The sequence below is a fragment of the Actinomyces oricola genome, assembly GCF_004104015.1.
GTDB lineage: Bacteria > Actinomycetota > Actinomycetes > Actinomycetales > Actinomycetaceae > Actinomyces > Actinomyces oricola.
Map to the genome: position 1 here is coordinate 1 of NZ_RYFV01000035.1, position 25,203 is coordinate 25,203.

The 25,203-nt window shown below is 70.4% G+C and carries 18 protein-coding genes and 1 pseudogene; 14 read left to right on the forward strand and 5 right to left on the reverse strand.

Annotated elements, in window-relative coordinates:
• Positions 1-513: 513 nt before the first annotated feature.
• The 3 genes from EUC46_RS13400 to EUC46_RS11385 form a co-directional block, all read right to left on the reverse strand.
• Positions 514-747: a ribbon-helix-helix protein, CopG family gene (locus EUC46_RS13400; RefSeq protein ID WP_338324481.1), complete on the reverse strand. Its 234-nt coding sequence runs from the start codon at positions 745-747 to the stop codon at positions 514-516.
• 204 nt (positions 748-951) lie between these two features.
• On the reverse strand, positions 952-2,046 hold the full coding sequence (locus EUC46_RS11380; protein WP_128774279.1) for a YdcF family protein: 1,095 nt from the start codon (positions 2,044-2,046) through the stop codon (positions 952-954).
• Positions 2,047-2,229: 183 nt separating this feature from the next.
• Positions 2,230-2,502 carry a DUF4235 domain-containing protein gene (locus EUC46_RS11385; protein ID WP_128774280.1) on the reverse strand — a complete coding sequence of 91 codons (273 nt, stop codon included), beginning with the start codon at positions 2,500-2,502 and terminating at the stop codon, positions 2,230-2,232.
• A gap of 535 nt (positions 2,503-3,037) precedes the next feature.
• Here EUC46_RS11385 and EUC46_RS11390 point away from each other — a divergent pair.
• From EUC46_RS11390 to EUC46_RS11420, 7 genes are all read left to right on the forward strand, one after another.
• Positions 3,038-4,108: a thiamine ABC transporter substrate-binding protein gene (locus EUC46_RS11390; RefSeq protein WP_128774281.1), complete on the forward strand. Its 1,071-nt coding sequence runs from the start codon at positions 3,038-3,040 to the stop codon at positions 4,106-4,108.
• The gene (locus tag EUC46_RS13530) at positions 4,105-6,750 is read left to right on the forward strand and encodes an ATP-binding cassette domain-containing protein (protein ID WP_128774282.1); all 2,646 of its coding nucleotides are present in this window, start codon (positions 4,105-4,107) and stop codon (positions 6,748-6,750) included. The genes EUC46_RS11390 and EUC46_RS13530 overlap by 4 nt, the downstream gene beginning before the upstream one ends.
• A 170-nt stretch (positions 6,751-6,920) precedes the next feature.
• Positions 6,921-7,526: a hypothetical protein gene (locus EUC46_RS11400; protein WP_128774283.1), complete on the forward strand. Its 606-nt coding sequence runs from the start codon at positions 6,921-6,923 to the stop codon at positions 7,524-7,526.
• Position 7,527: 1 nt separating this feature from the next.
• Complete coding sequence (locus tag EUC46_RS11405; RefSeq protein WP_128774284.1) at positions 7,528-8,052, forward strand: type III secretion system chaperone family protein; 525 nt, start codon at positions 7,528-7,530, stop codon at positions 8,050-8,052.
• Positions 8,053-8,060: 8 nt separating this feature from the next.
• A complete protein-coding gene (locus tag EUC46_RS11410) occupies positions 8,061-9,923 on the forward strand; it encodes an HSP90 family protein (protein ID WP_128774285.1) in 1,863 nt (620 codons plus the stop codon).
• 123 nt (positions 9,924-10,046) lie between these two features.
• Positions 10,047-13,067 (forward strand): hypothetical protein, encoded by a 3,021-nt coding sequence (locus EUC46_RS11415; RefSeq protein WP_128774286.1) that lies wholly within the window; start codon positions 10,047-10,049, stop codon positions 13,065-13,067.
• A gap of 180 nt (positions 13,068-13,247) precedes the next feature.
• On the forward strand, positions 13,248-14,111 hold the full coding sequence (locus EUC46_RS11420; RefSeq protein WP_128774287.1) for a glutathione transferase: 864 nt from the start codon (positions 13,248-13,250) through the stop codon (positions 14,109-14,111).
• A 199-nt stretch (positions 14,112-14,310) separates the two neighbouring features.
• On the opposite strand, the gene EUC46_RS11425 is transcribed toward EUC46_RS11420, so the two are convergent.
• Positions 14,311-15,396: an NAD-dependent epimerase/dehydratase family protein gene (locus EUC46_RS11425; protein WP_128774288.1), complete on the reverse strand. Its 1,086-nt coding sequence runs from the start codon at positions 15,394-15,396 to the stop codon at positions 14,311-14,313.
• Between the two features lie 97 nt (positions 15,397-15,493).
• Positions 15,494-16,834: a DUF4921 family protein gene (locus EUC46_RS11430; RefSeq protein ID WP_128774289.1), complete on the reverse strand. Its 1,341-nt coding sequence runs from the start codon at positions 16,832-16,834 to the stop codon at positions 15,494-15,496.
• A gap of 469 nt (positions 16,835-17,303) precedes the next feature.
• Here EUC46_RS11430 and EUC46_RS11435 point away from each other — a divergent pair, with 469 nt between their 5' ends.
• The 7 genes and pseudogenes from EUC46_RS11435 to EUC46_RS11465 all read left to right on the forward strand — a co-directional run bounded on the left by EUC46_RS11435 (position 17,304) and on the right by EUC46_RS11465 (position 24,987).
• Positions 17,304-17,924, forward strand: coding sequence for a TetR/AcrR family transcriptional regulator (locus EUC46_RS11435; RefSeq protein WP_128774290.1), 621 nt, complete (start codon positions 17,304-17,306; stop codon positions 17,922-17,924).
• Between the two features lie 189 nt (positions 17,925-18,113).
• Entirely contained in the window at positions 18,114-21,818 is a 3,705-nt protein-coding gene (locus EUC46_RS11440) for a DEAD/DEAH box helicase (RefSeq protein WP_128774291.1), read from the forward strand.
• A 191-nt stretch (positions 21,819-22,009) separates the two neighbouring features.
• A complete protein-coding gene (locus EUC46_RS11445) occupies positions 22,010-22,252 on the forward strand; it encodes a DUF4244 domain-containing protein (RefSeq protein WP_128774292.1) in 243 nt (80 codons plus the stop codon).
• 533 nt (positions 22,253-22,785) lie between these two features.
• Positions 22,786-23,100, forward strand: coding sequence for a TadE family type IV pilus minor pilin (locus EUC46_RS11450; protein ID WP_206645981.1), 315 nt, complete (start codon positions 22,786-22,788; stop codon positions 23,098-23,100).
• A 32-nt stretch (positions 23,101-23,132) separates the two neighbouring features.
• Positions 23,133-23,519, forward strand: coding sequence for an Rv3654c family TadE-like protein (locus tag EUC46_RS11455; protein ID WP_128774294.1), 387 nt, complete (start codon positions 23,133-23,135; stop codon positions 23,517-23,519).
• A 265-nt stretch (positions 23,520-23,784) separates the two neighbouring features.
• Positions 23,785-24,408, forward strand: a complete 624-nt coding sequence (locus EUC46_RS11460) for a 2'-5' RNA ligase family protein (RefSeq protein WP_128774295.1) — start codon at positions 23,785-23,787, stop codon at positions 24,406-24,408.
• A 45-nt stretch (positions 24,409-24,453) separates the two neighbouring features.
• A pseudogene (locus EUC46_RS11465) lies at positions 24,454-24,987 on the forward strand (methylated-DNA--[protein]-cysteine S-methyltransferase).
• The last annotated feature ends 216 nt before the right edge of the window (positions 24,988-25,203 follow it).

Sequence of the window (25,203 nt, forward strand, 5' to 3'; positions counted from 1 at the left end):
CCCTGCGCTCCCCAGCCGAAAGAGCCAACGCCATGCTCAAGCACCTCAAAGCCCTCCAGAGAGTCACCCTCGACCCCAAGGCCATCACCACCATCACCGCCACCGCACTCGTCATCATCAACCTCAATAAAGACACCCGGTGAGAAAGGCTCATTCTTTCTCCCCTCAAGGAGTGGTGAGCCGCGGAATCCTGCGGATCTGCTCCGGATCTGGGGGCCCGGGAATGGGATGAATGTGCGAACGGGTACGTCGTTGCACATTCATCCTTGTCGAACCGATCCTCTGCGACGGGGGATCGTTGAGATACCAACGATCCCCCACAGACCGGCTCAAGAAGAATGTGCAACACCGCCAACCCGCCGGCCACCCGCCCACCGATGCAGCCGCAGGTCTTGACGCGCTCAATCAGGCCTTCGGCGCGAATCGTCCTCGTCGTTAAGAGGGCGTGAACTCAGCACGTGGGCGGCCGCGTAGCGAACGACGTCGTCGTCGAGACGGTCGCGTCGGTAGTACTCACGGGCGGAGGGATGTAGGCCAGGTGCTGTGTACCCATGCGCGCACGGCTGCCCGAACCGCATCTGAGCGCGTGGCCAGGCCCTCAGCCTCGGCCCTGGCGGTCAGTGCCGCGAGGGCGGCCTCATCGAGCCGGACCGGCACGACTGTGCCGGGGCCCCTACCGGCGGACGATCGTGACGCGCTTTGGGTAGCCTTAACAGGTCGTAGCCGGCCTCCCACAAACGACTTCACTCAGGGTATCGGTATCGCACTCCGAACGAAGTAGGAGCGCGAACTACTCAGCTGCGAAATCGCAGCATGACACACAAAACAAGCACAGTCCGAAAAATACCCAGCACTCCAGTCGGGGTAGATGAGGCTGAGTTCGCCCCGGGCGGATCGCCATCCCAGCACTCCACTGCGAGCCGAGCCCAGGTGCTCGATCACCTCGATTTCTTAAAGAATCCCGCCCGCTACCGCGGCGCCGTAAGCCATCACCCCCAACAGCGCCAATCCCGCTGCCCCCCGATGCTCCATGGCCGTGGCGCTGAGTTCACGCGGGCTGTTGCCCAGCCGCTGGAACCACCGACCATGTGCACCGGCCACAGACCAGGGCAGGCCCAGCCGCGAAACGCGGGCGGCCGTGCGCGCCACATGGAAGTCACTAGTCACCAGCACCACCCCGGCCCCCTCCAGGCCCCGCTTCACCAGGAGCTCGCGGGTGCGCAGAAGGTTCTCCGTGGTGGAGCGCGAGCAGTCCTCCAGGATCAGGCACTCCTGGGGGACGCCGTGAGCCAGGGCGTACCGCGCCATAGCCTCGGCCTCCGGGACGGGGCCGCCGACGACGCCTCCGGACAGGACCAGGAGCACCGGGGTGCCGGGCCGGTGGGACTGCGCGGCGCGCCACTGGGCAATGCCCGCCTCGATCCGGGCGGCAAGGAGCCGTCCCACCCGGCCCCGGACCAGCTTCGCCCCCAGAATCACCACAACCCGTGGGGCCGGCAGTGCCCGCCGTCGGCCGCGGAGCGCCAGAAGCACCCCCTGCCCCACCCACGTCAACAGGACCAGGCTCCCCCAGGCCGCCAAGCAGATGATCAGCATGGGGACGGCCCGCACCCGCCCGTCCCTATCAACCCACGTGGCCGTGCTCACAACCAATGCGGTCACCAGTCCCAGGCCCGCCAGCAGGCCAATGATATTGGCGGGTCGTCGCCCGCCCGGCATCCCCATGACTGCGCCCACACCGACCAGAGTGAGGGGCAGGGGCCAGGCGAGCAGCCACGTCGTTCCCGGCTGTGGCGCCAGGGCGCCCACGGGTGGGCCCGTAGGCACCCCGGCCCAGGACGCCGCGAGCACCAGGGCGTTGAGCAGGCACGCCAGCATGGCGGTGGCCAGGGCGCCGCATCGCAGGTGACGGGCGTCGCGCCGCAGGCACCAGGCCAAAGCCCCGCCCAGGAGCAGGAGGATAGCGGCGTGGAGCGCCATTGCCGTTGCTGCCATTGCCATGTCCCCGGTGCCGCCCACGCCGGCGGAGGCCGTGTGCACGGTCATGAGTGTCCTCCCCGGCGGTGGGTGGGTTAGGTTCGGCGGCCGTGGCGCGCGGCTCGGGCGGCCGCGGATGAGTACAGCTTCGTCATTGTCGGCGGGGGCGGGCCGCCCTGGCTGCCACCGTCGCCCGCCGCCACCTCTGCCTCGTCATCGTCGGCGGGGGCGGGCCGGCGAAGGGCCCGCGAGTCAGGCTTCGATGGCGCGCGGTCTGTGCTGCCACTTGGCGACCTGGCGCAGACTCAGGTCGCGCATCAGGTTCAGGGTCGCCCCGGAGACAACGGCGAAGGCGACGACCTCTGCCAGGCGGTAGTCCAGCAGGTCGTCCGCGGTAGGGGCGGTTTTGCCGGTGATGGCGCGCCAACCGGCGGCAATAGCGCGGTCGGCCACGACGCCGGCGACGAGGGTGGCCACCGCTGCGGTCACCGCCCATGTCATTTCGCTTGTCTTGTTCCTGGCCATGAATCCTCCTGATGTCCCGGCGGGGCGCAGTCGCTGCGGGATGCTTGGTGCGGGCGCGCACCCCGGTGTGGTCCTGATCATGCCGCACGACGGCATCGGTGCGCACTCCGAGAGGCGGGTCGCGGTGCCCCGGGTGGTGGGAGGGCGCCCTGGCCCCCGCGGCGTGACCGAGCACCGTGACCAGGCGCGGACACGGAGGGCGCGCAGGCGGTGGGCGGGGTGGCGCGGGCTCCCGACTAGGGCGGCCCCCCAACAAAATCCTCACAGCACAACGTCCATGGATGTCGTGCTGTGAGGTTTTTGTTGGGGGGTGGTCCCCGGACTACAGGGCTACACTGCGGACTACAACGACAGGGGAGCGCCCCGCCGTCGACCGGGGCCAACCGCCCCGGCCGGAGGGCAATGGCGCTGAGAGTGCGGGAAGCCGCAGACCCTCGAACCTGCTCCGGTTCGCACCGGCGAAGGAAGTCGAGAATCTCCCCGGGCGCCACCGGCCGCCCGGGCCCTCCTGACCACCCACCAGGAGGTACAACCCATGACCCAGACCATCACCCGCCGCGCCCTGCTGGCCGGCTCCGCTACCGGGGCGCTCGCCTTGGCCCTGGCGGCCTGCTCCAAGTCGGGGGCCGGGGGCGGCGCGGCATCCACGATTACGGTCGTCACCCACGGCTCCTTCGTGGTGCCCGACGATCTCAAGGCCGCCTTCGAGAAGGACACCGGCGCCACCCTGGAGATCGTCACCGGCGGCGACGGCGGCGAGCTGGTCAATAAGCTCGTCTTGACCAAGGACGCCCCGCTGGGCGACGCCGTCTTCGGCATTGACAACTCCTTCGCCACCCGGGCCCTGGACGAGGGCGTCATTGACACCACCGCCACGGTCCCCCTGCCCGAGGGCGCCGACCAGTACGTCGTCGCCGACACTCCCGCCCTGGCCCCCATCGACTTCGGTGAGGTGAGCGTCAACATTGACACCGCCTGGTTCGCCGCCAAGGGCCTGACTCCGCCGGCCTCCTTCGAGGACCTGGTCAAGGCCGAGTACAAGGATCTCTTCGCGGCCATCAACCCCTCGACCTCCTCCACCGGCTTAGCCTTCCTCCTGGCCACTATTGGCCACTTCGGCACCGGGCAGACCGGCGGCTTCGCCGACTACTGGAAGCAGCTGGTGGCCAACGGCACCAAGATCGACGAGAGCTGGACCGACGCCTACTACACCGATTTCACCGCCGGTGGTGAAGGCGGGGCCTACCCGATCGTGGTGTCCTACTCCTCCTCCCCGGCGGCCACCCTCACCGATGACGGCTCCGCCTCGACCACCGCCTCCCTGCCCGCCACGGCGTTCCGCCAGGTGGAGTACGCCGGTGTCCTGAGCGGAGCGGCCAACCCCGAGGGCGGCAGGGCTTTCGTGGAGTGGATGCTCACGGCGGCGGTGCAGACTTCCATCCCGGAGAACATGTACATGTACCCGGTCAACCCCGAGGCCACCCTCAGCCCGGAGATGCAGGCCTTCGGCGCCCTGTCCGAGACCCCCATCACCGTTGACCCCGCCCAGATCACCGCCAACCGCGAGGCCTGGTTGACCACCTGGTCCGAGGCCGTCGGCCAGTGAGACCGAGGACCGGCCGGGGCCAGCGCCTGGGCTGGGCCCTGGCCGTCCTGGTCCCCGTGGTCTTCCTGGCCATCTTCTTCGCCTGGCCGGTGACCACCCTCGTCAGTCGCGGCCTGGCCCCCGACGGCCACCTCGACCTCACCGGGTTCGCCGAGGTCCTCACCCGCCCGCGCACCTGGCGGGTTCTGCGCCAGACCCTCACCCAGGCCGTTCTGGCCACCACCGTGTGCGTGGTTCTGGGGGTCCCCGGCGCCCTGGTCCTTTATCGACGCCACTTCGCCGGACGCGACGTATTGCGGGGGCTGGTCACCGTGCCCTTCGTGCTGCCCAGCGTCGTGGTCGGCGTCGCCTTCCACGCCCTGGTCACGACCGGCGGGCCCTTGGGGGGCCTGGGCCTGGACGGCTCCCTGACCGCCGTTGTCGCCGCCCTGGTCTTCTTCAACTACGGGCTGGTTGTGCGCACCGTGGGCACCATGTGGTCCCGGCTCGACCCGCGCGCCGTCGAGGCCGCCCGCGTCCTGGGCGCCTCCCCGTGGCGGGCCTTCCGCACCGTCACCCTGCCCTCCCTGACCCCCGCCATCGCCTCCGCCGCATCCCTGACCTTCCTGTTCTGCGCCACCGCCTACGGTGTGGTCCTGGTGCTGGGCGGCACCGGCGTGGGCACCATTGAGACCGAGATCTACGTGCTGACCGCCCAGTACCTGGACCTGCGCGCCGCCGCCGTGCTGTCCGTGGTCCAGCTGATCGTTATCGCTGCGAGCCTGTGGGTCAGCGAACGGGCGCGCCTGGCCGGGCAGGCGCGACTGTCCCTGCGCATTGACGTGCCCACCACGCCCCTGCGCGCCGCTGACCTGCCCTGCCTGGCCCTCACCCTCGCCACCGTGCTCGGGCTGCTCATTGGCCCCATGGCCGTGCTCCTGACGCGCTCCCTGCGGCGCGCCGGAGTGTGGACGGTCGCGAACTACGCCGATCTGGCCACGACGGGCGGGCGCAACGCCCTGCTCGTGACTGTCTGGGAGGCCGGCGCCAACTCCCTGCGCGTGGCCGTGGTCGCCGCCGTCATCGCCCTTGGGATTGGCACCGCCGTGTGCCTGGTGGTGTCCCGTCGCCCCCGCTCCCGCTGGCTGGCCCGGGGCACCACGGTTCTGGACGCCGTCTTCATGCTGCCGCTGGGAGTCTCGGCGGTCACCGTCGGCTTCGGGTTCCTCATCACCCTCTCCCGCCCGCCCCTGGCCCTGACCCGCTCCTGGTGGATCCTGCCCCTGGCCCAGGCGGTCGTGGCGGTCCCCCTGGTCGTGCGCACTCTCCTGCCCGCCCTGCGCGCGATCGACCCGCGTCAACGCGAGGCCGCCGCGGCCCTGGGGGCCGGGCCCGGCCGGGTCCTGGCCACCGTTGACGGCCCCCACATGCTGCGCGCCGGGGGCCTGGCCGCCGGCTTCGCCCTGGCCACCAGCCTGGGGGAGTTCGGGGCGACCTCCTTCCTGGCCCGCCCCCAAGAGCCCACCCTGCCAGTGGTCCTCTACCGGCTCATTGGCTCACCCGGAGCCCAGAACCAGGGCATGGGCCTGGCCGCCGGCGTCGTCCTGGCCCTGGGGACCGCGGCGATCATGGTGGCGTGCGAGTGGCTTCAGACGCTTAAGACCGCCGGGGGCCGGCGGGCGCGGCCGGTGCAGTTAGGGCGCACCGCCCGGGGCGAGCGGCCCGGGCCGGCCCAAACGATCGGGCGACCCGGGCGGCCCGGGCGGCCGGCGCCGGACGCCGAGGCACCGCCCGCCCCGGGCGACGGCCCGCCGCCAGGGGAGCCGGCCTCGAACCGGGCCCCCGCCCCGGAGGCGCCCAGGACAACGGCTCACACTGGAAGGACAACACCCATGAGCGCAACGGGAAGGACCGGGACCGGCCTGCGCGTGCGCGGCCTGCGAGTCGTCTACCCCGCCGGGCGCGGCACCCGGGGCGTGACCGCCGTCGACGACGTCGACCTCGATCTGCGCACCGGCGAGATCACCGCGCTCCTGGGCGCCAGCGGCTCGGGCAAGTCCTCACTGCTGCGCGCCGTCGCCGGCCTGGAGGAGGTTGCCGCCGGCACCATCACCTGGAACGGGGACGACGTCGTCGCCGTGCCCGTCCACAAGCGCGGCTTCGGCCTCATGTTCCAGGACGGCCAGCTCTTCCCCTTCCGTGACGTCGCCGGCAATGTCGCCTATGGCCTGGCCGGGTGGCCGCGCCCTCAGCGCGCCGCCCGGGTTCACGAGATGCTTCAACTCGTCGGCCTGCCCGGCTACGAGGAGCGACCGGTGACCACACTGTCGGGCGGGCAGGCTCAAAGAGTCGCCTTGGCCCGGGCGCTGGCCCCCCGGCCCCGGCTCCTGCTGCTCGACGAGCCGCTGTCCGCCCTGGATCGGGCCCTGCGCGAGCAGCTGGCCGTGGATCTGCGCACCATCCTGCGCGAGCAGGGCACCACCGCCCTGTACGTCACTCACGACCAGGATGAGGCCATGACCATTGCCGACCGGGTCGGGGTCATGGACGAGGGGCGGCTGCTGCGCCTGGACACCCCCGAGGCCCTCCTGGCCGACCCCGGCAGCCCGGCCGTCGCCCAGTTCCTGGGGGCGCACGGCGCTCCCGGGCGCCCACGGGGCTGAGCGGCGCCGGCCCCGGAATCCGGCGACCGGGGGCGGGCGCCCCCTAGCGCCCAGGGGCCTGGAGGGCGGGGGGGCGCAGGGGCGAGTGGTGGGGAGAAGTCCCCATGTGCCGTTCGTCCCCGAGGGGGAGTGGAAGCGGGCGACGCCGATGAGGCGTTTAGGCTGTGCCGGTGACCTCCATGCCGATTGTCAACAATGAGCGAATCTGCCTGTGGGCCAGGCGCGCCGGGCACCTCGACCCCTTAAGCGCTTCGACGACCACCATTGACTACAAGGGCAGGTCCCTGACCGTCTTCGTCCAGAACCAGCAGCTCCTCGGCGCATTCATACGCCTGACGGGGGACCTCAGCCCCGTCGAGCTCGACACCGCCCGCGACCTCATTGAGTCCATCCTGGCGCGCGTCCCCACCCCCGTCATTGGTCTCACCTGCACCCCGATGGGGCGGGCCGACGCCCCCGGGACGCCCGACGCTCCCGGGGCGCCCGGCGACGCCGCGCCCGGCGGTGCTACCGACGCGGCCGGCTCCGGGGACCCCGCCGCGCACGCCCCGGCCGGGGACCCCGCCGACCCCCTGAGCGCCGAGGCGCAGAGCCTGCGCACGGTCGTCGACATCCACCTCGGGGTCCCGGTCACCGAGGGCATGACCGACGACCAGCTCGCCTCCTTCCTCGACCAGACCTGCGCCACCATTGCCGCCGCCGTGGAGGAGATCACCACCGCCCTGCCGGCCTTGGCCCCCGATGACGGCACTCGCCCCGACCAGGAGGAGGACTGACATGCCGTGGTGGAACACCCCGACCAAGCGCCTCGCCCCGCCCGTCACCCCGGAACGCGTCGCCCGAGTCCTGGCCCAGTGGAAGGTTGACCACCGGACCACCGCCGACGGCGTCGACCTGCTCCACCGCTACCCCGTGCGCATTGGCGCCGGCTCCCGGGGCCCGACCGCCCACCTCCTCATTCGCGGCCTCTACCGGCTCGACGCCCAGGGACCGGCGGCCCGCCTGCTGCGCGAGGAGGTCCTGCGCCGCAGCGAGACCCTGTGGTTCCCCGCCGCCTGGGCGCTCCAGACCGCTCGCGGCACCCAGGTCATTACCTCCCATTGGATCCCCACCGCCGAGGGCCTGAGCCAGGAGCAGCTGGGCGATCTCCTTAGCAAGGCCCTGTCCGGCCTTCTGCGCACACTGGACGACCTGGGTGAGGAACTGTCCCTGCCCGCGCCCCCGGCCCTGGCCGACGCCACGGCCGCCTCCGCAATCCTCGACCAGCTCCTCCCGCCGGTGGCGGGCGCCGGGCAGAGCTGAGCCGCCCCGTGTCCACCTTCCAGGTTGACCTGCGGGGCATGGTTGATCTCCTGTCGCGCAACCTGTACTCCGGCCCGCGCGTCTACCTGCGCGAGCTCCTTCAGAACGCGGTTGACGCCATTGCCGCCCGCCGCGCCCTAGACCCCCGCGCACCGGCTCATGTCACCCTCACCGTGGGCGACGGCACCCTGAGCTGCCGGGACACCGGCATCGGCCTGACGCCCGAGGAAGTCGCCTCCCTGCTGTCCACCATTGGCGCCTCCTCCAAGCGCGACGAACTGGGCCTGGCCCGGGGCGACTTCCTGGGCCAGTTCGGTATTGGCCTGCTGTCCTGCTTCATGGTCAGCCCCGAGATCGAGGTCCGCTCGCGCTCGGCGGTCAACGACGCCGCCCCCACCGTCCAGTGGCTGGGCCGCACCGACGGCACCTACGCGGTGACCACTGCCGACCAGGATCCCGAGATGGCGCCCATGAGCTCGCCGGGCAGCCTCGTGACCCTGCGCGCCCTGCCCGGTGAGCCCTGGCTGGAGGCGGACACCGTACGCGCCCTGGTGGAGGAATTCGGCTCCCTGCTGCCGGTGCGCATAGAGGTGCGCGATCGCGCCTCCACCACCGTCCACGGCCAGGGGGAGGGCCCCTGGGAGATGCCGCGCGGCCGTGCCGTGGCGTGGTGCACCCGGGAGCTGGGGGCCGAGCCCTTCGACCTCATTGACCTGGATGTGCCCGCGGCCGGCCTGCACGGTGTGGCCGCCGTCATGCCCACCGCCCAACCCACCCGCTCCGCCCACCACACCGTCTACGTCAAGCGAATGCTGGTCTCCCGGGCCGCCAACGACCTGGCCCCCGAATGGGCGTTCTTCGTGCGGATCGTCGCCGAGGCCCCCTACCTGCACCTGACCGCCTCCCGTGAGGCGCTGGTCGACGACGACCTGCTGGGCACGGTCCGTGAGGCCATCGGCCAGGCGGTGCGCACCTGGCTGACCCGCCTGGCCCGCACGGCCCCCACCCGTTTGGCGCGCTTCATTGAGGCCCACGCCGTCGGCCTGTGCGCGGTGGCCGTGGACGACCCGGAGGTTCTCGGGCTGGTCGCCGAGCATGTGCCCCTGACCACCACCCTGGGCCGGCGCACCCCCGCCCAGCTGGCCGCCCTGGTGCGCGAGGGGCGGCGGGTGCGCTACACGCGGACCGTGGACCAGTTCCGGGGCCTGGCCGACGTCGCCTCCTCCCAGGGCATTGTGCTGGTCAACGCCGGCCACTCCTACGAGACTGAGCTGCTCCAGGCCCTGGCCCTGCACCCGGAGGTCCTGGGCGAGGGCACCGCCCCGAGCCTGGTCGACCCCGGTGAGCTCCTGGACGCCCTGGCCCCCGTGAGCCCCGCCGAGCAGGCCGAGGCCGCCGAAGTACTGCTCCTGGCCGAGGCCGCCATGAAGGACGTCGAGTGCGAGGTGGTCCTGCGGCGCTTCGAACCGGGGACCCTGCCCGCCCTCTACCTGCCGGACCCGGATCTGGCGGGACGGCGCGCGGCGCGCTCCTCGGCGGCCATCGCCTCGGGGGCCTGGGCGCAAGTCCTGGGGGTGACCGACCCCTTCGCCACGACCCCGCGCCCGCGCCTGGTGCTCAACCGCGCCAACCCCCTGGTGACCAGGCTCATTGCCGCCGCGGGGCGCCGCGGTAGCCGGGGCGGCGACGAGGCCCTGACCCGGGTGCTGCGGGGCCTGTACGTTCAGTGCCTGCTCACCGGCCACTACACCCTGGGCCCCAAGGAGCGGTCCTGGGCCGCCCAAACCCTATGGGCGCTACTGTCTGACGCCGTGCCCGACGACGGCCCCCCGCCCGGCCAGAGCAGGGCCCACGACAGCACAAGCACATAGGACCGGGCTGCGCCAAGGGGCGCGGCCGACCCACATAGGACCGGGCTGCGCCGCGGGGCGGCGCAGCCCACCCCAACCAGGATCCCTCGACGTCGACGAACCACACTGCGGAAGGAACCGGCCATGACCACGCGTGAGGACATCATTGAGCGGATGCACTTGTGCCACAGCCTGCCGCGGGGCCCCGAGCGCTCCGCTCTGCGGGCCGAGGCAGTCACCTGGGCCGAGGACATTGGGGCGGAGGATCTGTCGGTTGTGCTCCACGCCCAGCTCGTCAACGACTACTTCTGGGGTCAGGAGGAGTGGAAGGGCCTGGCGCCCTTCGTGTGGTGCCTGGAGCGTCAGCGGGAGCGGCCCGACCTGTTCGACGAGCGGATTGAGAGCTATCTGCGGCACTGCTACAAGATCGCGATCTCTGTGGCCTCCCGCAACCCGGCCGTGCCGGTGGAGCAGGTGCGCGCCCTGGAGGCGGCCATGGAGACCTACTACCGCGAGCAGGGCGCGTCAATGCACACCGTCCACGGGCAGCGCTACTACGTGGCCCGCAACCTCGGGCTCCCGGAGGAGGCGGTGGCCGAGTTGGCCGCCTGGCGCGCTACGCCGCGCGACGACTCCTCGGACTGCGCGGCCTGCGACCCCGAGCACCAGATCACCCAGGCCATTGCTGACGGCGACTGGGAGCTCGCCCTGGCCACGGCCGTGCCGATCCTGAACGAGGAGATCGGCTGCGATGAGCAGCCCGCGCGCGTGCGCAGCAACATGCTGGAGGCTTTCCTGGCCACAGGGCGGACTAAGGCCGCCTGGGACGCCCATGTGCGCTCCTACCGCAAGCACCGCACCAATGTGCGTCACGCCGGCACCTTGGAGGAGCACCTGGGCTATCTGGCCCTGTCGGGGCACATGGACCGGGGGCTGACCATCCTGCGCCGCCACGCCCCCTGGACGGCCCGATGCGGCTCGGCCACGAGCCTGCTATCCATGCTCATTGGCGCCACCGTCCTGCTGCGCCAGGCCGTGCGCGCCGGGCGCGGCGGAGAGCCTCTGGGTGTTGAGTTGCCCGAGAGCCGGCTGTGGTGCCCCGGCTTCAATGTGCCCGCGGACTTCACCCTCGCCCAGGCCGCCGAGGCCTGTGAGGCGTGGGCGCGCCATCTGAGCGAGCTTTACGACCGGCGCAACGGCAACACCTTCTTCACCGAGCAGCTGCAGAAGGCGTTGGCGCGCGAGCCCTACCTGACCGACCCCGGCTCGGGTCCGCGCGTCGAGCTGCTCGAAGCCCCCGAGGCACTGCCCGAGGCGGTCCCCTACTCCGACCTGCCCCAGGAGCAGGGCGCGGGCGACGGCACCGGGGGGCGGGGGGAGCCCGCCCCCGACGCCCCGGCGGCGCCCACCGGGGACCTGCCCGCCGAGCCCTACCCGCCGGTGGACATCCCCCACCTCGATCCCCCCGCCGGCCTCGACGAGGCGCTGCGGGAATCCTTCCCGCGCGAGCGCATGCTCTCCCGGGTCGACAGGGAACTACTCGACCAGTACTTCAAGACCAGCGGCCTGCTGACCCGGCCGGCGCCCCCAGAGCTGGCGGTGGAGGCCGCCCTGGTCCAGGCCGCCTTCGCCACGCGGGAGGGCCGGCACGCCGAGGCCCTGGAGCTGCGCAGCCGGGCCCGCAACCTGCTGGCCGCCCGCCACGACGAGCGGTCCCCGCGGGAACGGGACCTGAACCTGTGGCGCATTGAAGCTATGTGCGTGCGCGATGAGGCCCTGTGCGCCCGGGCGCCGGAGCAGGAGGAGGACCAGGAGGCCCGGGAGGACCGCCGTCGTCGCCTCGATGGGCTCACCGAGGCGGTCCTGGGCGCCGTGGCGCAGTTCCTGGACGATCCGCGGGCCAGTGCCGCAGAGGCCTTCGCGGCCGTGCGCGCCCTCATTAGCCTGGGCGAGGCCCTCATACGCGAGGGACTCGACCTGAGGATCAAGGAGGTGGAGGAGGTGTACGACGCCGCCATGGGGGTCGTCGACCTCCTGGAGCACCGCGGTATCGACCCCGAGCACGTGGCGGTGGCGCGCCACCATGTCCGCATGGCGCGCACCTACCTGCTCGTGACCCGCGGCGACATTTACCGGGCCTGCAACCTGGCTGACAGCGCCATGCGGGCCGCTGAACGCACCCCGCTGGAGACCGCGTTGGATTCCCGCTCCCTCATCGCCGGCGTCTCCATGCAGTACGAGCAGTACGAGGAGGCCATCGCCCAGTGGCAGGAGGTCGTCAACCTGGCCCTGGCCGCAGGGCTGGAGGTCACCTCCGTCAATACGCTCGACCATCTCGCCCGGGCCCTGGGGGCCGCCTCCCGGCCCCTGGAGGCGGCCGAGGTCCTGGAGACCGCCCTGGACCTGGCGGCCGGCACCGGGCATGAGCACCTGTCCCTGGACTTGCGCCGCACCTTGGTCCTGGTCCTGACTGATCTGCAGGAGGACGAGGGAATCCGGGAGCAGTCCGTTCGCTGCGCCGAGGAGCTCCTGGCCCGGGGCGACACGCAGAGCGCCGCCGGCTACCTGGAGCGCGCCGCCGGGGCCGCCGCCCGGATGGAGCGCTCCGACGACGCCGCCTCGTTGTTCCTGCGCTGCGCCGACCTGGAACCCACCGGGCCGCAGGCCGACGACGGCGCCCGTTTCCGCCGCTCCCGGCTACTGCGCCGGGCCGCGCGAACCCTGGCCACCAGGCCCAGTCCGGCGGCTTCGCGGCTCCACCTGGAGCGGGCCCTGGACCTGATCGAGCAGTCCCGCCGGCTGGCGCGATCCATCCCCGCCAGTGAGCACTATTCGGCGGTCTGGGAGGACGGCGCGGTGGACAGCGACATGTCCGACATCTACTGGCGCTGCGACGAGTACGACCTGGCGGTCGAGGCCTCTGAACGGGCCGTGACCAGCTACCTCAGTGAGGATGATCGCGCCACCGCAGCCCAGGAGCTGTCCTTCATCGCCCGCCTGCACGCCGAGCGATTGGACCAGCCCGGTCAGCGTGAGGCCGCCCAGAAGGCCATTGCCCGCGGCCGCGGCCTGCTGGCCCACCCGCGCTGGCAGGAGCATGAGGCAGTGAAGAACCTGGCGAGGATCGAGGAGTATCTGGAGGCGCACCCCTCGGAGGCCGACTAGGGCCCGGGGCGGCTGCCGGCCCCTAGTCGACCGGGCCCCGGGGCGGCTCCCCGGGGCCCGCGCCCGCCAATTCGAAAGAAGTGGGTTCGCCGGGGGTGAATGGGCTGACGGCACCGGGGGTCAGGGGTCACCATTGGGGCAGAGCCTGTGACGCTCGTTTCCAGACACCGGGAGGCACCCATGGCCCTTGCCAGCTCGCACCGATTCGCCGACGGCGACCTGCCCGTGGAGGCTGGTCGCTACCGCCTCGTCGCCTCGGGCTCTTGCCCGTGGAGCCGTCGCGTCCTCATTGCCCGCCGACTGCTAGGACTCACGGAGGCGCTTCCGGTCTCCTGGTCCTATGGTCGCGGCGTCGACGGATTCTGGGAGCTCACCGGCCCCGACGGCGGTCCCGGCACGGACCCGGTCCTGGGGGCCCGATCCATTGCCGAGGTCTACGCCGACACCCCCGGCTACACGCCCCCGCCCACCATCCCGGCCCTCGTGGACACCACTACCGGGCACGTCGTCTCCGACGACTCCGGGGAGATGATCTTCGACCTGGCAACCCAGTGGTGGCCGCTGCACCGCAAGGGCGCCCCCGAGCTCTACCCCCTCAACCGCCGCAATTCCACCGACGCCTGGGACGCCTGGCTGACCACCGAGGTCAACGAGGCCCACGAGACCGCCATTCACTCGAAGGACCCCGAGGTGGCCGGCGCCGCCGCGGGTCGCGTCCTCATCGCCTTCGACGTTGTCGACACCATCTTGGCCCGCGCCACCAAGATGGAGGCCTCCCGCGAGGGCGGCCTGACCATCCTGGACGGCCCGTCATTGTCCGCCGTCGTCGCCATTGGCCAGTTCCTGTGCGGCGACCTGCCCACCGGCAGCGACATCCGCCTGTTCACCACCGTTCAGGCCTACGAGTACGGCGGCCGCAGCTACTTCCCGGGCGGCGAGGCCCCTTCAATCGCCTTCTGGCCCGCCCTGGCCCGCTGGTTCCGCGCCCTGGAGGCGCGCCCCGGCTGGGTCGGCACCGAGGAGCGCAGCGCGCTGGGCCTGTAAATCGGGCAATCCGGGGAATTCGCCGAACCACCCCCACGCCACCGCGGGGCCCTGCGAGAAGACAGGTGCGTGCTACCTGTTCTTCTCGCAGGGCCCTGGTTACTGTCGGCCGGTTGCTGCCGGCCGGTTACTGTCGGGAGGACCCGGGCGCCTCCAACCATCCGGCCCGGGCCCCCAGGAGCGTCACCGGCCGCACTCATCACCGTCGACGGGCCAGCATCTGCGCCACCATGGCCTCCATTGACTCCTGGACCGGGCGGTAGCGGATCCCGAGCTCACGGCGGCTGCGGGTGGCGTCGACGCGGACCGTATACCCCACATTGCGCCGCACATACTGGCGGGTGAGCCCGATCCGGGGCGCCAGCGCCATGAGCACGGGACGTGGCAGGCCACGGCGCGGCAGCGGCAGGTCCCGCCCGAAACGCGGCAGGAGCGTAGCGGCCAGGGACACCATGTCGGTGTCCTGCGCCGCGACAATGTACCGTCCGTGAACCTCCGGCAGGAAGGCGGCGGCAATATGCGCCTGGGCCGCCTCCCGCACGTCCACCACGCTCAACCCGACGCGCGGAGCCCCCACGCGAGTGGAGCCGTCGATCATCATCCGCACAATGGAGAAGCTCTCGCTGGTGGGCGAGGGGCCCAGTGCCGGGCCAATGACCAGTGCCGGGTGAATCGTCACCAGCCTCCACCGGTCCTGGGACTCCGCCATCCTCCAGGCCTCCTTCTCCGCCAGCGTCTTGGAGTAGGAGTAGGGCTCGTGCGCCAAGGAGGAGGTCGTGTTCCAGCACTCCTGAGTGACGATCCGCCCCGGATAGCCTTCGACGTCCGCCGCGTCGCCGTACATGGCCGCAACCGAGCTGGTGAGCACGACGCGCCCGACCGACGAGGTCCGCCCCGCACTGGCCAGCACATTGCGGGTCCCCTCCAGGGCCGGGGCGATGAGCTCGCGCCGGGGGTCGCTCACGGAGCGTGAGAAGGGGGAGGCGGTGTGGATGACCGTGGCGCACCCCTCCATGGCCCGGTCATAGGAGCCCTCCTGCAGCAGGTCGGCGGCGAAGAGCCTGAGGTGGCCCGGTGAGCCGGCGGCGGCAGTCTCCAAGTGGGCGACCTTGGCGGCGTTGCGCGGGTCGCGGACCGCCGCATGGACGGTGGCCCCCGCCTCCAATAGGCCCTTGGTCACCCAGCTGCCCACGTAGCCGGTCGCCCCGGTCACCAGGAGGGGGGCGGAGGGGTCCACGGGGATGCCGCGCAGATCCATACCGTTTTCGGGTAGAAGTGCGTTCATAACGGGAGCATCGTTCGCACGGAAAATGAAGTCAAGCCGTTTCGTTAATCGTGGGCGGGATGCCGCGACCGACCAGCGCCGACGTCGTCAGACGCCCTCAGCGGGAGAGGACCGGGTTGTAGAGCAGCCGATTGGGCGTCGTCGGGCACTCCTCGCCCACCGCCATGGGGGCGATGAGCCGATCGGCGCGCAGATCCTCCAGGCGGGCCACCACCCGGTTGCGCAAGTTCCACGGATCAATGGTGTTGAGGTAGATCTTCGTGCCGCCCTCGAAGCCCGCCAGGGTGGAGACCCGCCACTTGAGGGTCACGTGCCAGGGCATGGGCTGGTCGACGTCCACGGGCTTGTGATGCCACTCCTCGTTGCAGGGCACGTCCGTGCCCGTGGCGGCGTGCAGGGCGTGCAGCAGGTCGGAGACGGCGTCGACCTCCTCGCGGCTCATGCGCCAGGGCTCGGCCGTGGCCGAGGTCGAGTACACCTCCAGGGTCGGGTAGCGGTGCCCGAAGCCGGAGAAGGCCACCGCATGCTCATTGGAGGCCACCAGCAGGCCCCGGTAGGCCGCATAGTCCACACCCATCTCGTTGTACAGGTTGGGGTTGGCCCGCACCCGCTGCAGCTCCAGCTCACTGTTCACGCCGCGTTCGTCAATCCCCACCAGCTGCTTGTGCAGGTGGTCGAAGCTCGCTCCGGCCGGGCGCAGCCAGTTCTGGAACACCGCCACATAGCGCACCCAGCGGTTGGCCAGGTAGAGGTCGTGCATGGCATTGACCGCCAGACGCGTGTAGGCGCGGTGCTCGGCCACGCTCAAGGTGCCCGAGCCGGCCAGGCCCGAGGAGTCGAGGGCGCCGTCGGTGAAATGCCGCCGGGCAACAATGACGTCGTGGCCGCCGGCGAAGAAGGCCGCCAAGTAGTGGTGGCGCGCGGCGGTGCTCATCTGGTCCCAGGAGGCCGGGTCGGCCCCCGAGGCGCGCAACTTCGTCTTGGCGATCGTGGCGGCGTGCTCGGCGCCGGCGGGGTCGGCCAGGTAGGCCTCCATGCGCTCGCGGGCGGCGTCGGGCACCTCATAGCCGTGGTTGGCGTGCCAGTAGTGGTAGGAGAGGATTTCGAAGAGGTTGGGTACGCGGCGGAACTCGGCCACTGTGTCGAAGAGCCTGGAGGCGGGCAGGGAGTCGAGTTGCTCAAAGCCACCGCTGTCGCGGCGCACCACGCGCGACTTCTCCGGGGGGGTGTCCAGGTAGCGGTCCGGGCAGAAAGCGCAGGCGCTGGTGCGCTCCTGCGCGGTGAGCGGGTGAACCTCGGCCACCGGATGGGATATGGGGCGGTTGCCGCGCCCCGGCACCGTCCACACCTCGGTTCCTGTGAAGGGACTGATCTGCTTAACAGTTCCGTCGGCCATGCGGGTCAGTGGCGCGGCAGTGGGGGAGTACGGCATGAGCATGACGACATTCTTGCTCGTTTCGCGTCGCCCTGCTCGGTCGACGGCCTGAGTCGCGCTCGGGGCCGACTGGGGCGCCAAGGCCGCACCGGCGCCGCCTTGGCGCATATGCCGCCGTATCGGCAGGCGGGTGGGGCGGCGCGACAAGCCGGACGTTCTACCGATTTCATCCTGTGCGATGAACCGCTCGCGCTCTTTTGCGCGCATGCTTGATGTGCCTGCGAGAGGGGGTCCGGGATCATGGGTGCGGAGCGCGAGAGTACCGCAATTCCAGCGTTTCTTTCTGGAGGCCTATTCAGGCGCCGATGGGGGCGGCACCTGGCCGGCCGCCGACGCGGTGGAGCCCATGCCGCGCGGTGTACCCGTACCGTAATTTTATTAACCGAACAGTCAATGGCCGCTAATCAACAAGTTTAGCTTTTTAAGCGCCTCAGGTAGCATCTCAGGTAGGAACCACAAGGAGGTGGGCGGCATGGCTGCGCCGAGTCGCCAGGAGCGGGCTGTCGCCCGCCGAGAGCAGCTGATCGACGTCGCCCTCGACCTCTTCGCCCGTCAGGGCTTCGCCGCCACCTCGACCCAGCAGATAGCCAAGGCCGCCGGTGTCGCTCAGGGCCTGATCTTCCACTACTTCGGCTCCAAGGAGGGCCTGCTCTCCGCGGTGCTCGCCTCCCGGCGGTCCTTCGCCACCGACATGCCCAACCTTCTGGCTTCCGTCCAGGTCTCCCAGATGCCCCTGGGCGAAGTGCTGCGCGCCGTGTGCCGGCAATGGTTCGACACGCTGCGCCACGAGACCAGCGCCACCTTGCTCCTGACCAGCCTGGCGCTCACCGACGCGCATTTCGGCGAACGTCTCACCCGGGCGGTCGACAATGCGCTCGGCGAGCTCTCCGACTTCCTGGAGCAGCGCCGCCGGGACGGGGAGGTTCGCGTTGAGGACGACTTGCGCGTAGCCGCCCACGACATCCTCATTCCCGTGATTGTTTTCTTCCTGCTTCACCACTGCGAGCCCGACTGGGAACAGGCCGCCGAGCACTTCGTGGAGTCCCACTGCTCCTTCTGGCAGCGGGCCCTGGGCGCCGACATTGAGGCTTGAGCAGGGCGGCGGCCGAGGCGCCGGGACCCGGGCCCTGCGGGGCGCCCGCTAGGAGCGGTGGTGCCCGGTGGCCGGGGCCCGACGGCGGCCGGGTGGTCGGGGCCCGACGGCGGCCGGCCGGGCCGAGCTCGCGGTGCGGGCCCGGGTCGCGGCCCCGTGCGTGTCCGAGGCGGGCCGTAGTGTGGGCGCATGGCCCGGGAGATCACGAAGGATGACTGGCCGGCGAGGCTTGACGACAAGGACCTCATTGCCCGCGTCGGCGGGCGGGCTTTCCTGCGCGCGACCCGCTACGTCGACCAGGGGCGGGTGAGCGCCCTGAACGTCTCAGCGGGCGGGGACATCCTCATGGCACAGGTCCGTGGCTCCAACGGGCGCAGCTACCAGACCGTGGCCTATGCGCGCGGCGCAGGATCACGCCCCACCTGGCTGGGCACCTGCACCTGCCCGGTCGCCAAGAACTGCAAGCACACCGCCGCCATGCTCCTGGTGGCCCGAGCCCGGGCCCGCAGGGACGCCGTCGGACCGGACTGGGAGGCGGAACTCACCAGGCTCTTGCGCGTGGGCCCCACCGGCCATCGGGCCATGGCCTTGGAGATCGCCCCGGACCCCGGCGCGGCGTCCACTGACGGCGGGCCGACACTATTGCCACTGGTCGCCGGGCGGCGGGGGTGGAAGCGTCAAGGGGCGTCGTGGACTCAGGTGCTCTCCGGGGAGCTGCGCGGGGAAGTCGCCGACGACATCCTGGACGCCCTGGAAGAGATCGGCGCCATGGCCGCCTCCGGCTTCTACTACGCCGACGAGCGCGTGCCCCTGGGGCGAACCGGACCGCGCGTGTGGGGGGCGCTGCGGCGCGCAGTGGCCGCGGGCCTGATCTTGACCACCGCCCAACGGCACGGCGCGGCAGTGCGGATCGCCCCAGGGCTGCGCGCCGGGGTCACCATGCGCCGCAACGAGGACAACTCCCTGGTCATCGCCCCCGGCCTGGACCCGACCGGGGTCAAGGAGCTCGCGGCCCCGGACTCGGGGGAGGAAACCGCCAGTAGGCCCGGGCTCACCCCCATCGGCGACCCGGCGCACGGCTTTCACGCCGTGGCCCCCGACGGCTCCCTACTCCTCATGCCCCTCGACCCGCCTCCCGGGGAGGTGCTTTCCCGCCTCCTGGCCGACTCCACTCAGCCCATCGTGGTGCCGGCCGCACAGGTGGACAGGTTCGAGAGCGGGTACCTGGAGCCCCTGGCCCGCGCAGTACCGGTCTTGGAGATCGACTCCTCCCTGAGTATCCCCGAGCCCACCGAACTCCGCGCCGTCCTGCGGGTCACCATTGATTCCTCCACCCATGAAGCCACCACCAGCTGGCTTATGCGCTACGTGACCACCCCGGGCGGGGTCGTCCATGAGGCTGAGGTCGGCGATCTCAGCACCGACAGCACCGACAGCGCTGACAGGACCAACAGCGCCGACGACGTGCTCGGAGCGGGTGAGCCTTCGGCGGCGAGGAGCCGGCCCCTCGATCTATGGGCTCAGGGCCCCGGCCCTGACGCACCTGATGAGGCCGGGCAGGGGCGGGCCCCCGGGGAGGGGAGCGTCTGGCGGGACATCGCCCAGGAGCGGCAGTTGGCCCGCAGCATTATCGCCGCCCTGGTGCCCATGGCGGCCGACCACGGGGTGCTATGGCGCCGTCGCCGCTTCCATGGCATGGCCACTGTCCACCTCATGGTCCGCACTCTGCCGGCCCTTGAACTCCTGGACTCCTTCGAGGTGGAGGTTGTCGGGCAGGTGCCGGACTACCGCCCCACCAATGAAGCACCGCTCATCACCACCGACGTGGGGCAGGAGGGGGACGCGCCGGACTGGTTCTCCCTGCGCGTGCGTGTGCGCGTTGGCGGCGATGAGATCCCCATGGAACGGCTCATGTCAGCCGTCGCCGCCGGCCACAGGGAGGTTCTACTCGACTCCGGGGTGTGGGTGGACATTGACCGTCCCGAGATCCTCACCCTGGCCCGCCTCATGGAGGAGGGGCGCGACCTGGCGGACCCATGCGCCAAGGACGGCGGCGCCCTGCGCGTCACCCCCTTCCAGGCCGGGTACTACCAGCAGCTCGTGGCGCTCGGAGTGGTCGGGGAGTCCACGCGGCGCTGGCGCGAAGGGGTCGACCGGCTGCTGGCCCTGACCGCGGCCGCCGAGCAGACCGTTGACGAAGGGGCGCCGGGCAGCGGGTTGGAGGGCGGCCCCGCGCCGGTGGGCGAGGGGAGCAAGGGCAGTAAGGGCGGCGCCACCGAGGAGCCCGACCCCATTGACGTGATTGACGTGCGCCCTCCGGCAGGGCTGTGCGCCACCCTGCGGCCCTACCAACTCGACGGTTACCGCTGGCTCAACCTTCTGCGAACCACCGGCCTGGGCGGGATCCTCGCCGACGACATGGGCCTGGGCAAGACACTCCAGGTGCTCGCCGTCGTCCAGCGCCTGGTTGAGGAGCAACCTGCGGCAGACGGCTCCAGCGCCCCGGTGCTCGTGGTCGCCCCCACCTCCGTGGTCGGCTCCTGGGCGGAGCAGGCCCGACGGTTCTGCCCCGGGCTGCGCGTGCGGACGGTGACCCGCACCACCGCCAAGCGCACGACGACGCTCGCCGACGAGGCCGCCCGGGCCGACCTCCTGGTCACCAGCTACACCATTGCGCGCCTTGACGAAGAGGAGTTCGCCGCCCAGGAATGGTCGTGGACCATCCTCGATGAGGCGCAGTTCGTCAAGAATCACGCCTCAGCCACCTACAAGGCGGTGCGCCGCCTGCGCGCCCCCTCCACCATCGCCATTACCGGCACTCCCCTGGAAAACTCACTCATGGACCTATGGTCCCTGCTATCCATCTGCGCACCGGGGCTCCTGCCCGGCCCCGAGCGCTTCACCGCTACCTACCGCCGCCCCATTGAGCGCGGCTCCACGGAGAGGCTCACCGCCCTGCGCGCCCGCATGCGCCCTTTCCTATTGCGCCGCACCAAGGAGCAGGTGGCCGCCGAACTCCCCAAGAAGACCGAGCAGGTCCTCGCCGTCGAACTCTCCGCCGCCCATCGGCGCGCCTACGACCAGCGCCTGGCCCGGGAACGCCAAAAGGTCCTGGGCCTGCTGGAGGAAGACACCGCCCAGGCCCGTTTCAGTGCGCTCAAGTCCCTGACCACCCTGCGGCTCATGGCCCTGGACCCTGCGCTCATAGCCGACGACGCTCACCCCTGTGACAACCACCATCCCGGCGGAGTGGGAGCCGGGGGAGCCGCGCGCCCCGGCGGCGCCACGGGCAGGCGCCGACGCAGCGCCAAGGTCGAGGTGCTCATGGGGCAATTGCGGCCCATTATCGCCGAGGGGCATAAAGCCCTCGTGTTCAGCCAGTTCACCCGCTACCTCAGCGGTGTGCGCGCCGAACTCGACGCCGCCGGCATGCGCACCGTCTACCTCGACGGCGCGACGGCCGACCGGCAGGCCGTCATTGAGGCCTTCCGGAATGGGCGGGCCGACGTCTTCCTCATCTCCCTTAAAGCCGGGGGCTTCGGCCTGACCCTCACCGAGGCCGACTACGTTTTCCTTCTGGACCCCTGGTGGAATCCGCAGGCCGAGGAGCAGGCCGTGGACCGCACCCACCGCATTGGCCAGGACCGGCCCGTCATGGTTTACCGGCTCGTGTCGACAGACACCATTGAGGAGAAGGTGATGGCCCTCAAGGAGAAGAAGGCCGAACTCTTCGCCCGGGTCGTCGAAGGAACCCGGGACACCGCCGGGAATGGATTGGGCGGCGCCGGGAATGGGGCGGGCGGCGCCGGGAGTGGAGCGGGTGGGGCCACCCGGGCGGGTGTAAGCCGGGCTCGGCTCAGCGCTGCTGAGATCCGCGAGCTCGTCGGGGGCTAACGCCCGCCTCACTGAAAAGAGGACGAACGGCGTCTTTTCAAGGCGAGCGGGGCTCCACAGGAGCGCCTCGCGGCCCTTTATCCACAAGGGTCAGCGGGGGCGGATGCGGACACCGTGGGCACCGGCGCACCCTGGGTGTTGCGGGCACGGTGCCCGCCGGGGCATACGTCCCATCACCCTGAGGAGAGAATATGAGGACCCTGAGAACGCTGCGCGTCTTGCGCGACAGCTGGGCCATCGCCCACTTAGAACCCCGAACTGCCCCCGACGGTACCCGGGACGATGGCGGGGAGGCCGGCATGGCAACCGCTGAGTACGCCATTGGCACACTGGCCGCTGCGGCCTTCGCCGGGCTGCTCCTGGCGATTATGCGCTCGGGCGGCCTGAGCGCCACCTTGCAGTCCCTCATCGAGTCCGCTCTCTCGGTGGGCTAATGTGCGCGCCGAGCTTCACCGGGAGCGGGGACCCCCGGCCAACCAGGACCAGCCAAGACAACAGGTCCAGCCGCCCCCAGGCCACGACCGGAGGAACACCGGCGCCCATGCCCTGGCGGGCGCCGCAGCCCGGGCCCGGCCGGACCCGGCATGAGGGGCCGTCGGCCCCTGCTCCCTGTCAGAAGCCGACTGTCCGCAAGCCCCACCGACTCCGGCCGCCCCGGCAGCTGACGCGTCTTCGTCCCTGGCGAGGGCGGCTTCAGCGAGCGGAGGATCCCGCTGGGGCAGGCCCCACCACAAGGGGAATGACCGGGGAAGTTCCCGCTGTGGGAGGCTCCCCCGCGAGGGGCCTGGTCGGGGAAGATTCCGCTGTGGGATGCCCGGTCGGGGAAGTCCCCGTTGTGGAAGGACCCACTGCCGCAGGCCCGGCTCCCTGGACGGGCTACCGGCTCCGGGCCCCGGCGGGCGTGGCGCCTGCATCCCCTGCCCTCTGGCGGGCGTCACGCCCAATGCGGTGGGATCCTCAGGCGGGCATGGCCACCGCCGAGTTGGCCGTGGCCATGCCCGCCGTCGTCCTTGTTCTTCTGCTCGTCCTCAGCGGGGTCAGCGCCGGGGTTACTCAGTTGCGTGTTACTGATGCTGCTCGTGTAGCCGCCCGCGCTGCTGCCATTGGGGAGAGCGATCTGACTGGGGCGGCGAACCGCGCTGGTGGGGGAGTGGGCCTGACGGTTGAGCAGGGCGAGTTCACCTGCGTGACGGCGAGTCGTCGCGTCCCCGGTCCGCTCGGTGGGTTGGGGCTGAACGCCCGCAGCCGCGCCTGCGCCTACACCGAGCCGAGCGGGCCGTGAGAGCGGCGGCTGTCGACCGGTGCGGGCGCCCGGTGAGGCGCCGGTATCTGGCGGGGGAGCGGAGGCCAGCGGGGGAGCAGGGCTCGGGGACGGTGCTGGTTCTCGGCATTATCGGAGCACTGCTCGCACTCGCGGTTGGTGCCACGGCCCTTATTCAGGCGCAGGTTGCGGCCGGTCGGGCGCGGCTCGCGGCGGATCTGGCCGCCCTAGGCGGGGCGACGGCGCTGAACTCGGTTACGGCGCCCGGTGACCCCTGCGCGGTGGCAGGTGGTGTGGCGGAGGCCAATGGGGCGGCGTTGGGCTCGTGCACCGTGGTGGGGGAGGACGTTGTGGTGGAGGTGGGGGTGCGGGTTCGGATTCTTGGTGTAGCTCGCACGGCTACCGCTCGGGCGCGAGCCGGTCCCGTCGATGCCCTGTGACGCCGCCCCTGCAGGGGTTGGTCGCTGCTCCTGCCGCCTCACCGGTTCGCCGCCCCTACTACTGGTGGGGCTGATGGCCGGCACGGTGCGGGCCCGGTAGCGGGCGTGAAGGGCTTTGCCGGAAGGCAGACTCGGCTGTCCCAGATCCCCGGACTGGGTCCGCATCGCCATTGGCAGGAGACGATCACGCTCCCACTTCGCTGCCAAAGCGGATAATCATGGTTCCAACATTGATGCATCTGAGCAGTATCGGAAGGATAGGACCATGCGGATCGATCTGGATCCCGAGCTCGGTGAGACCCGTGACCACTGGTACTGGCGCCCCGGCTGGAGGCCCGGGCGGCGGATGTATACCTTCCATCTCACCATGGAGCGGGCCGCCGCCGTCCAGGAACTCGCCTCTGCGGCTCGCCCGGTCCTCAGTCGCTTTGACCGCGTCGACCCAGTGCCTGTGCCGTGGCTCCACCTGACCATGAACGGACTCGGATTCAGCGACGAGGTCGCCGGAGCCCGGCTGGAGGCGGTTTCCGACGAGGTCTTCGCGTTCCGGGCCTCGCTGAAGGATCCGGTTTTGCGGTTCACCCGTCTTTTTCTCGGCCGGGAGGGTGTCATGCTGGTGGCGGAAAATAGTGACTGGCTGATGGAGCTGATGCGGGTGCAGCGCGGCGCCATTAACCGCCTTCTCGGTTCGCGCGAGTGGGGGGATTTTTGGCCGCACACATCCCTGTGCTACTTCAATGGGAAGATGGATCCGCGGCCATTGATTGACTCGCTGGCGCCGGTGGTCGACACAGTTCCAGGTGACATCAGCGCCATTCCCACGCTGACGCTCATGCGGTTGGGCCGCGATGAGCACATCTACACCTGGGAGGTCATCCAACAGTCCTGACGCGGGGCGTTCCGGAGGGTTCCAGCTGTTTGCGGAGGTGCGATTATGCAGTACACAACAACATATCAATCCCCGGTAGGGGAGATTCTGTTGGCGGCCGATGAGATCGGCCTGACCGGACTATGGTTTGCCGGTGAGAAGTATTATGCTCTCAACTTGGATGAAGAGCATGAAGAAAAGGAAATCCCTGTCTTCGCGGAGGTGAAGCGATGGCTGGATGTTTACTTTACCGGCCGGGAGCCCGACTTCATGCCGCCCATCCATATGATTGGAACACCTTTCCAGGTGGAAGTGTGGGAGTTGCTTCGCAAAATCCCCTACGGAAAAACCACGACTTATGGTGAGCTGGCAAGGTAGATCGCCGAGAGGCGAGGGCTGAAACGCATGTCCGCCCAGGCCGTGGGGTTCGCCGTGGGGCGCAATGAAATTTCCCTCATCGTTCCCTGCCATCGGGTAGTGGGGACGAATGGCAGTCTAGCGGGCTATGCCGGCGGCATCGACAAAAAAATAACTTTCTTGAAATTAGAAGGCGCATACAAGAACGAATACTTCATTCCTAAACATAGCACGGCACCGTAAGGAAAAGTTTGCCGTAGAAAATATGTTTGATATGGCTTTCGTCTGAGCTTCTCCAGGTGATCTAAATACTTGAACGTGATCGGATATAGTGAAGGTTATTCACAGGGGTTTGCGGGATTTCGTCGGAGGAGGCCGAAAAGGACGGTGGGTAACCGGGGGTGCGGAATGGAGTGGTTCCCGCCGCCTGGCGGGCTCCCCAGGTGGGTGACGTAAGAG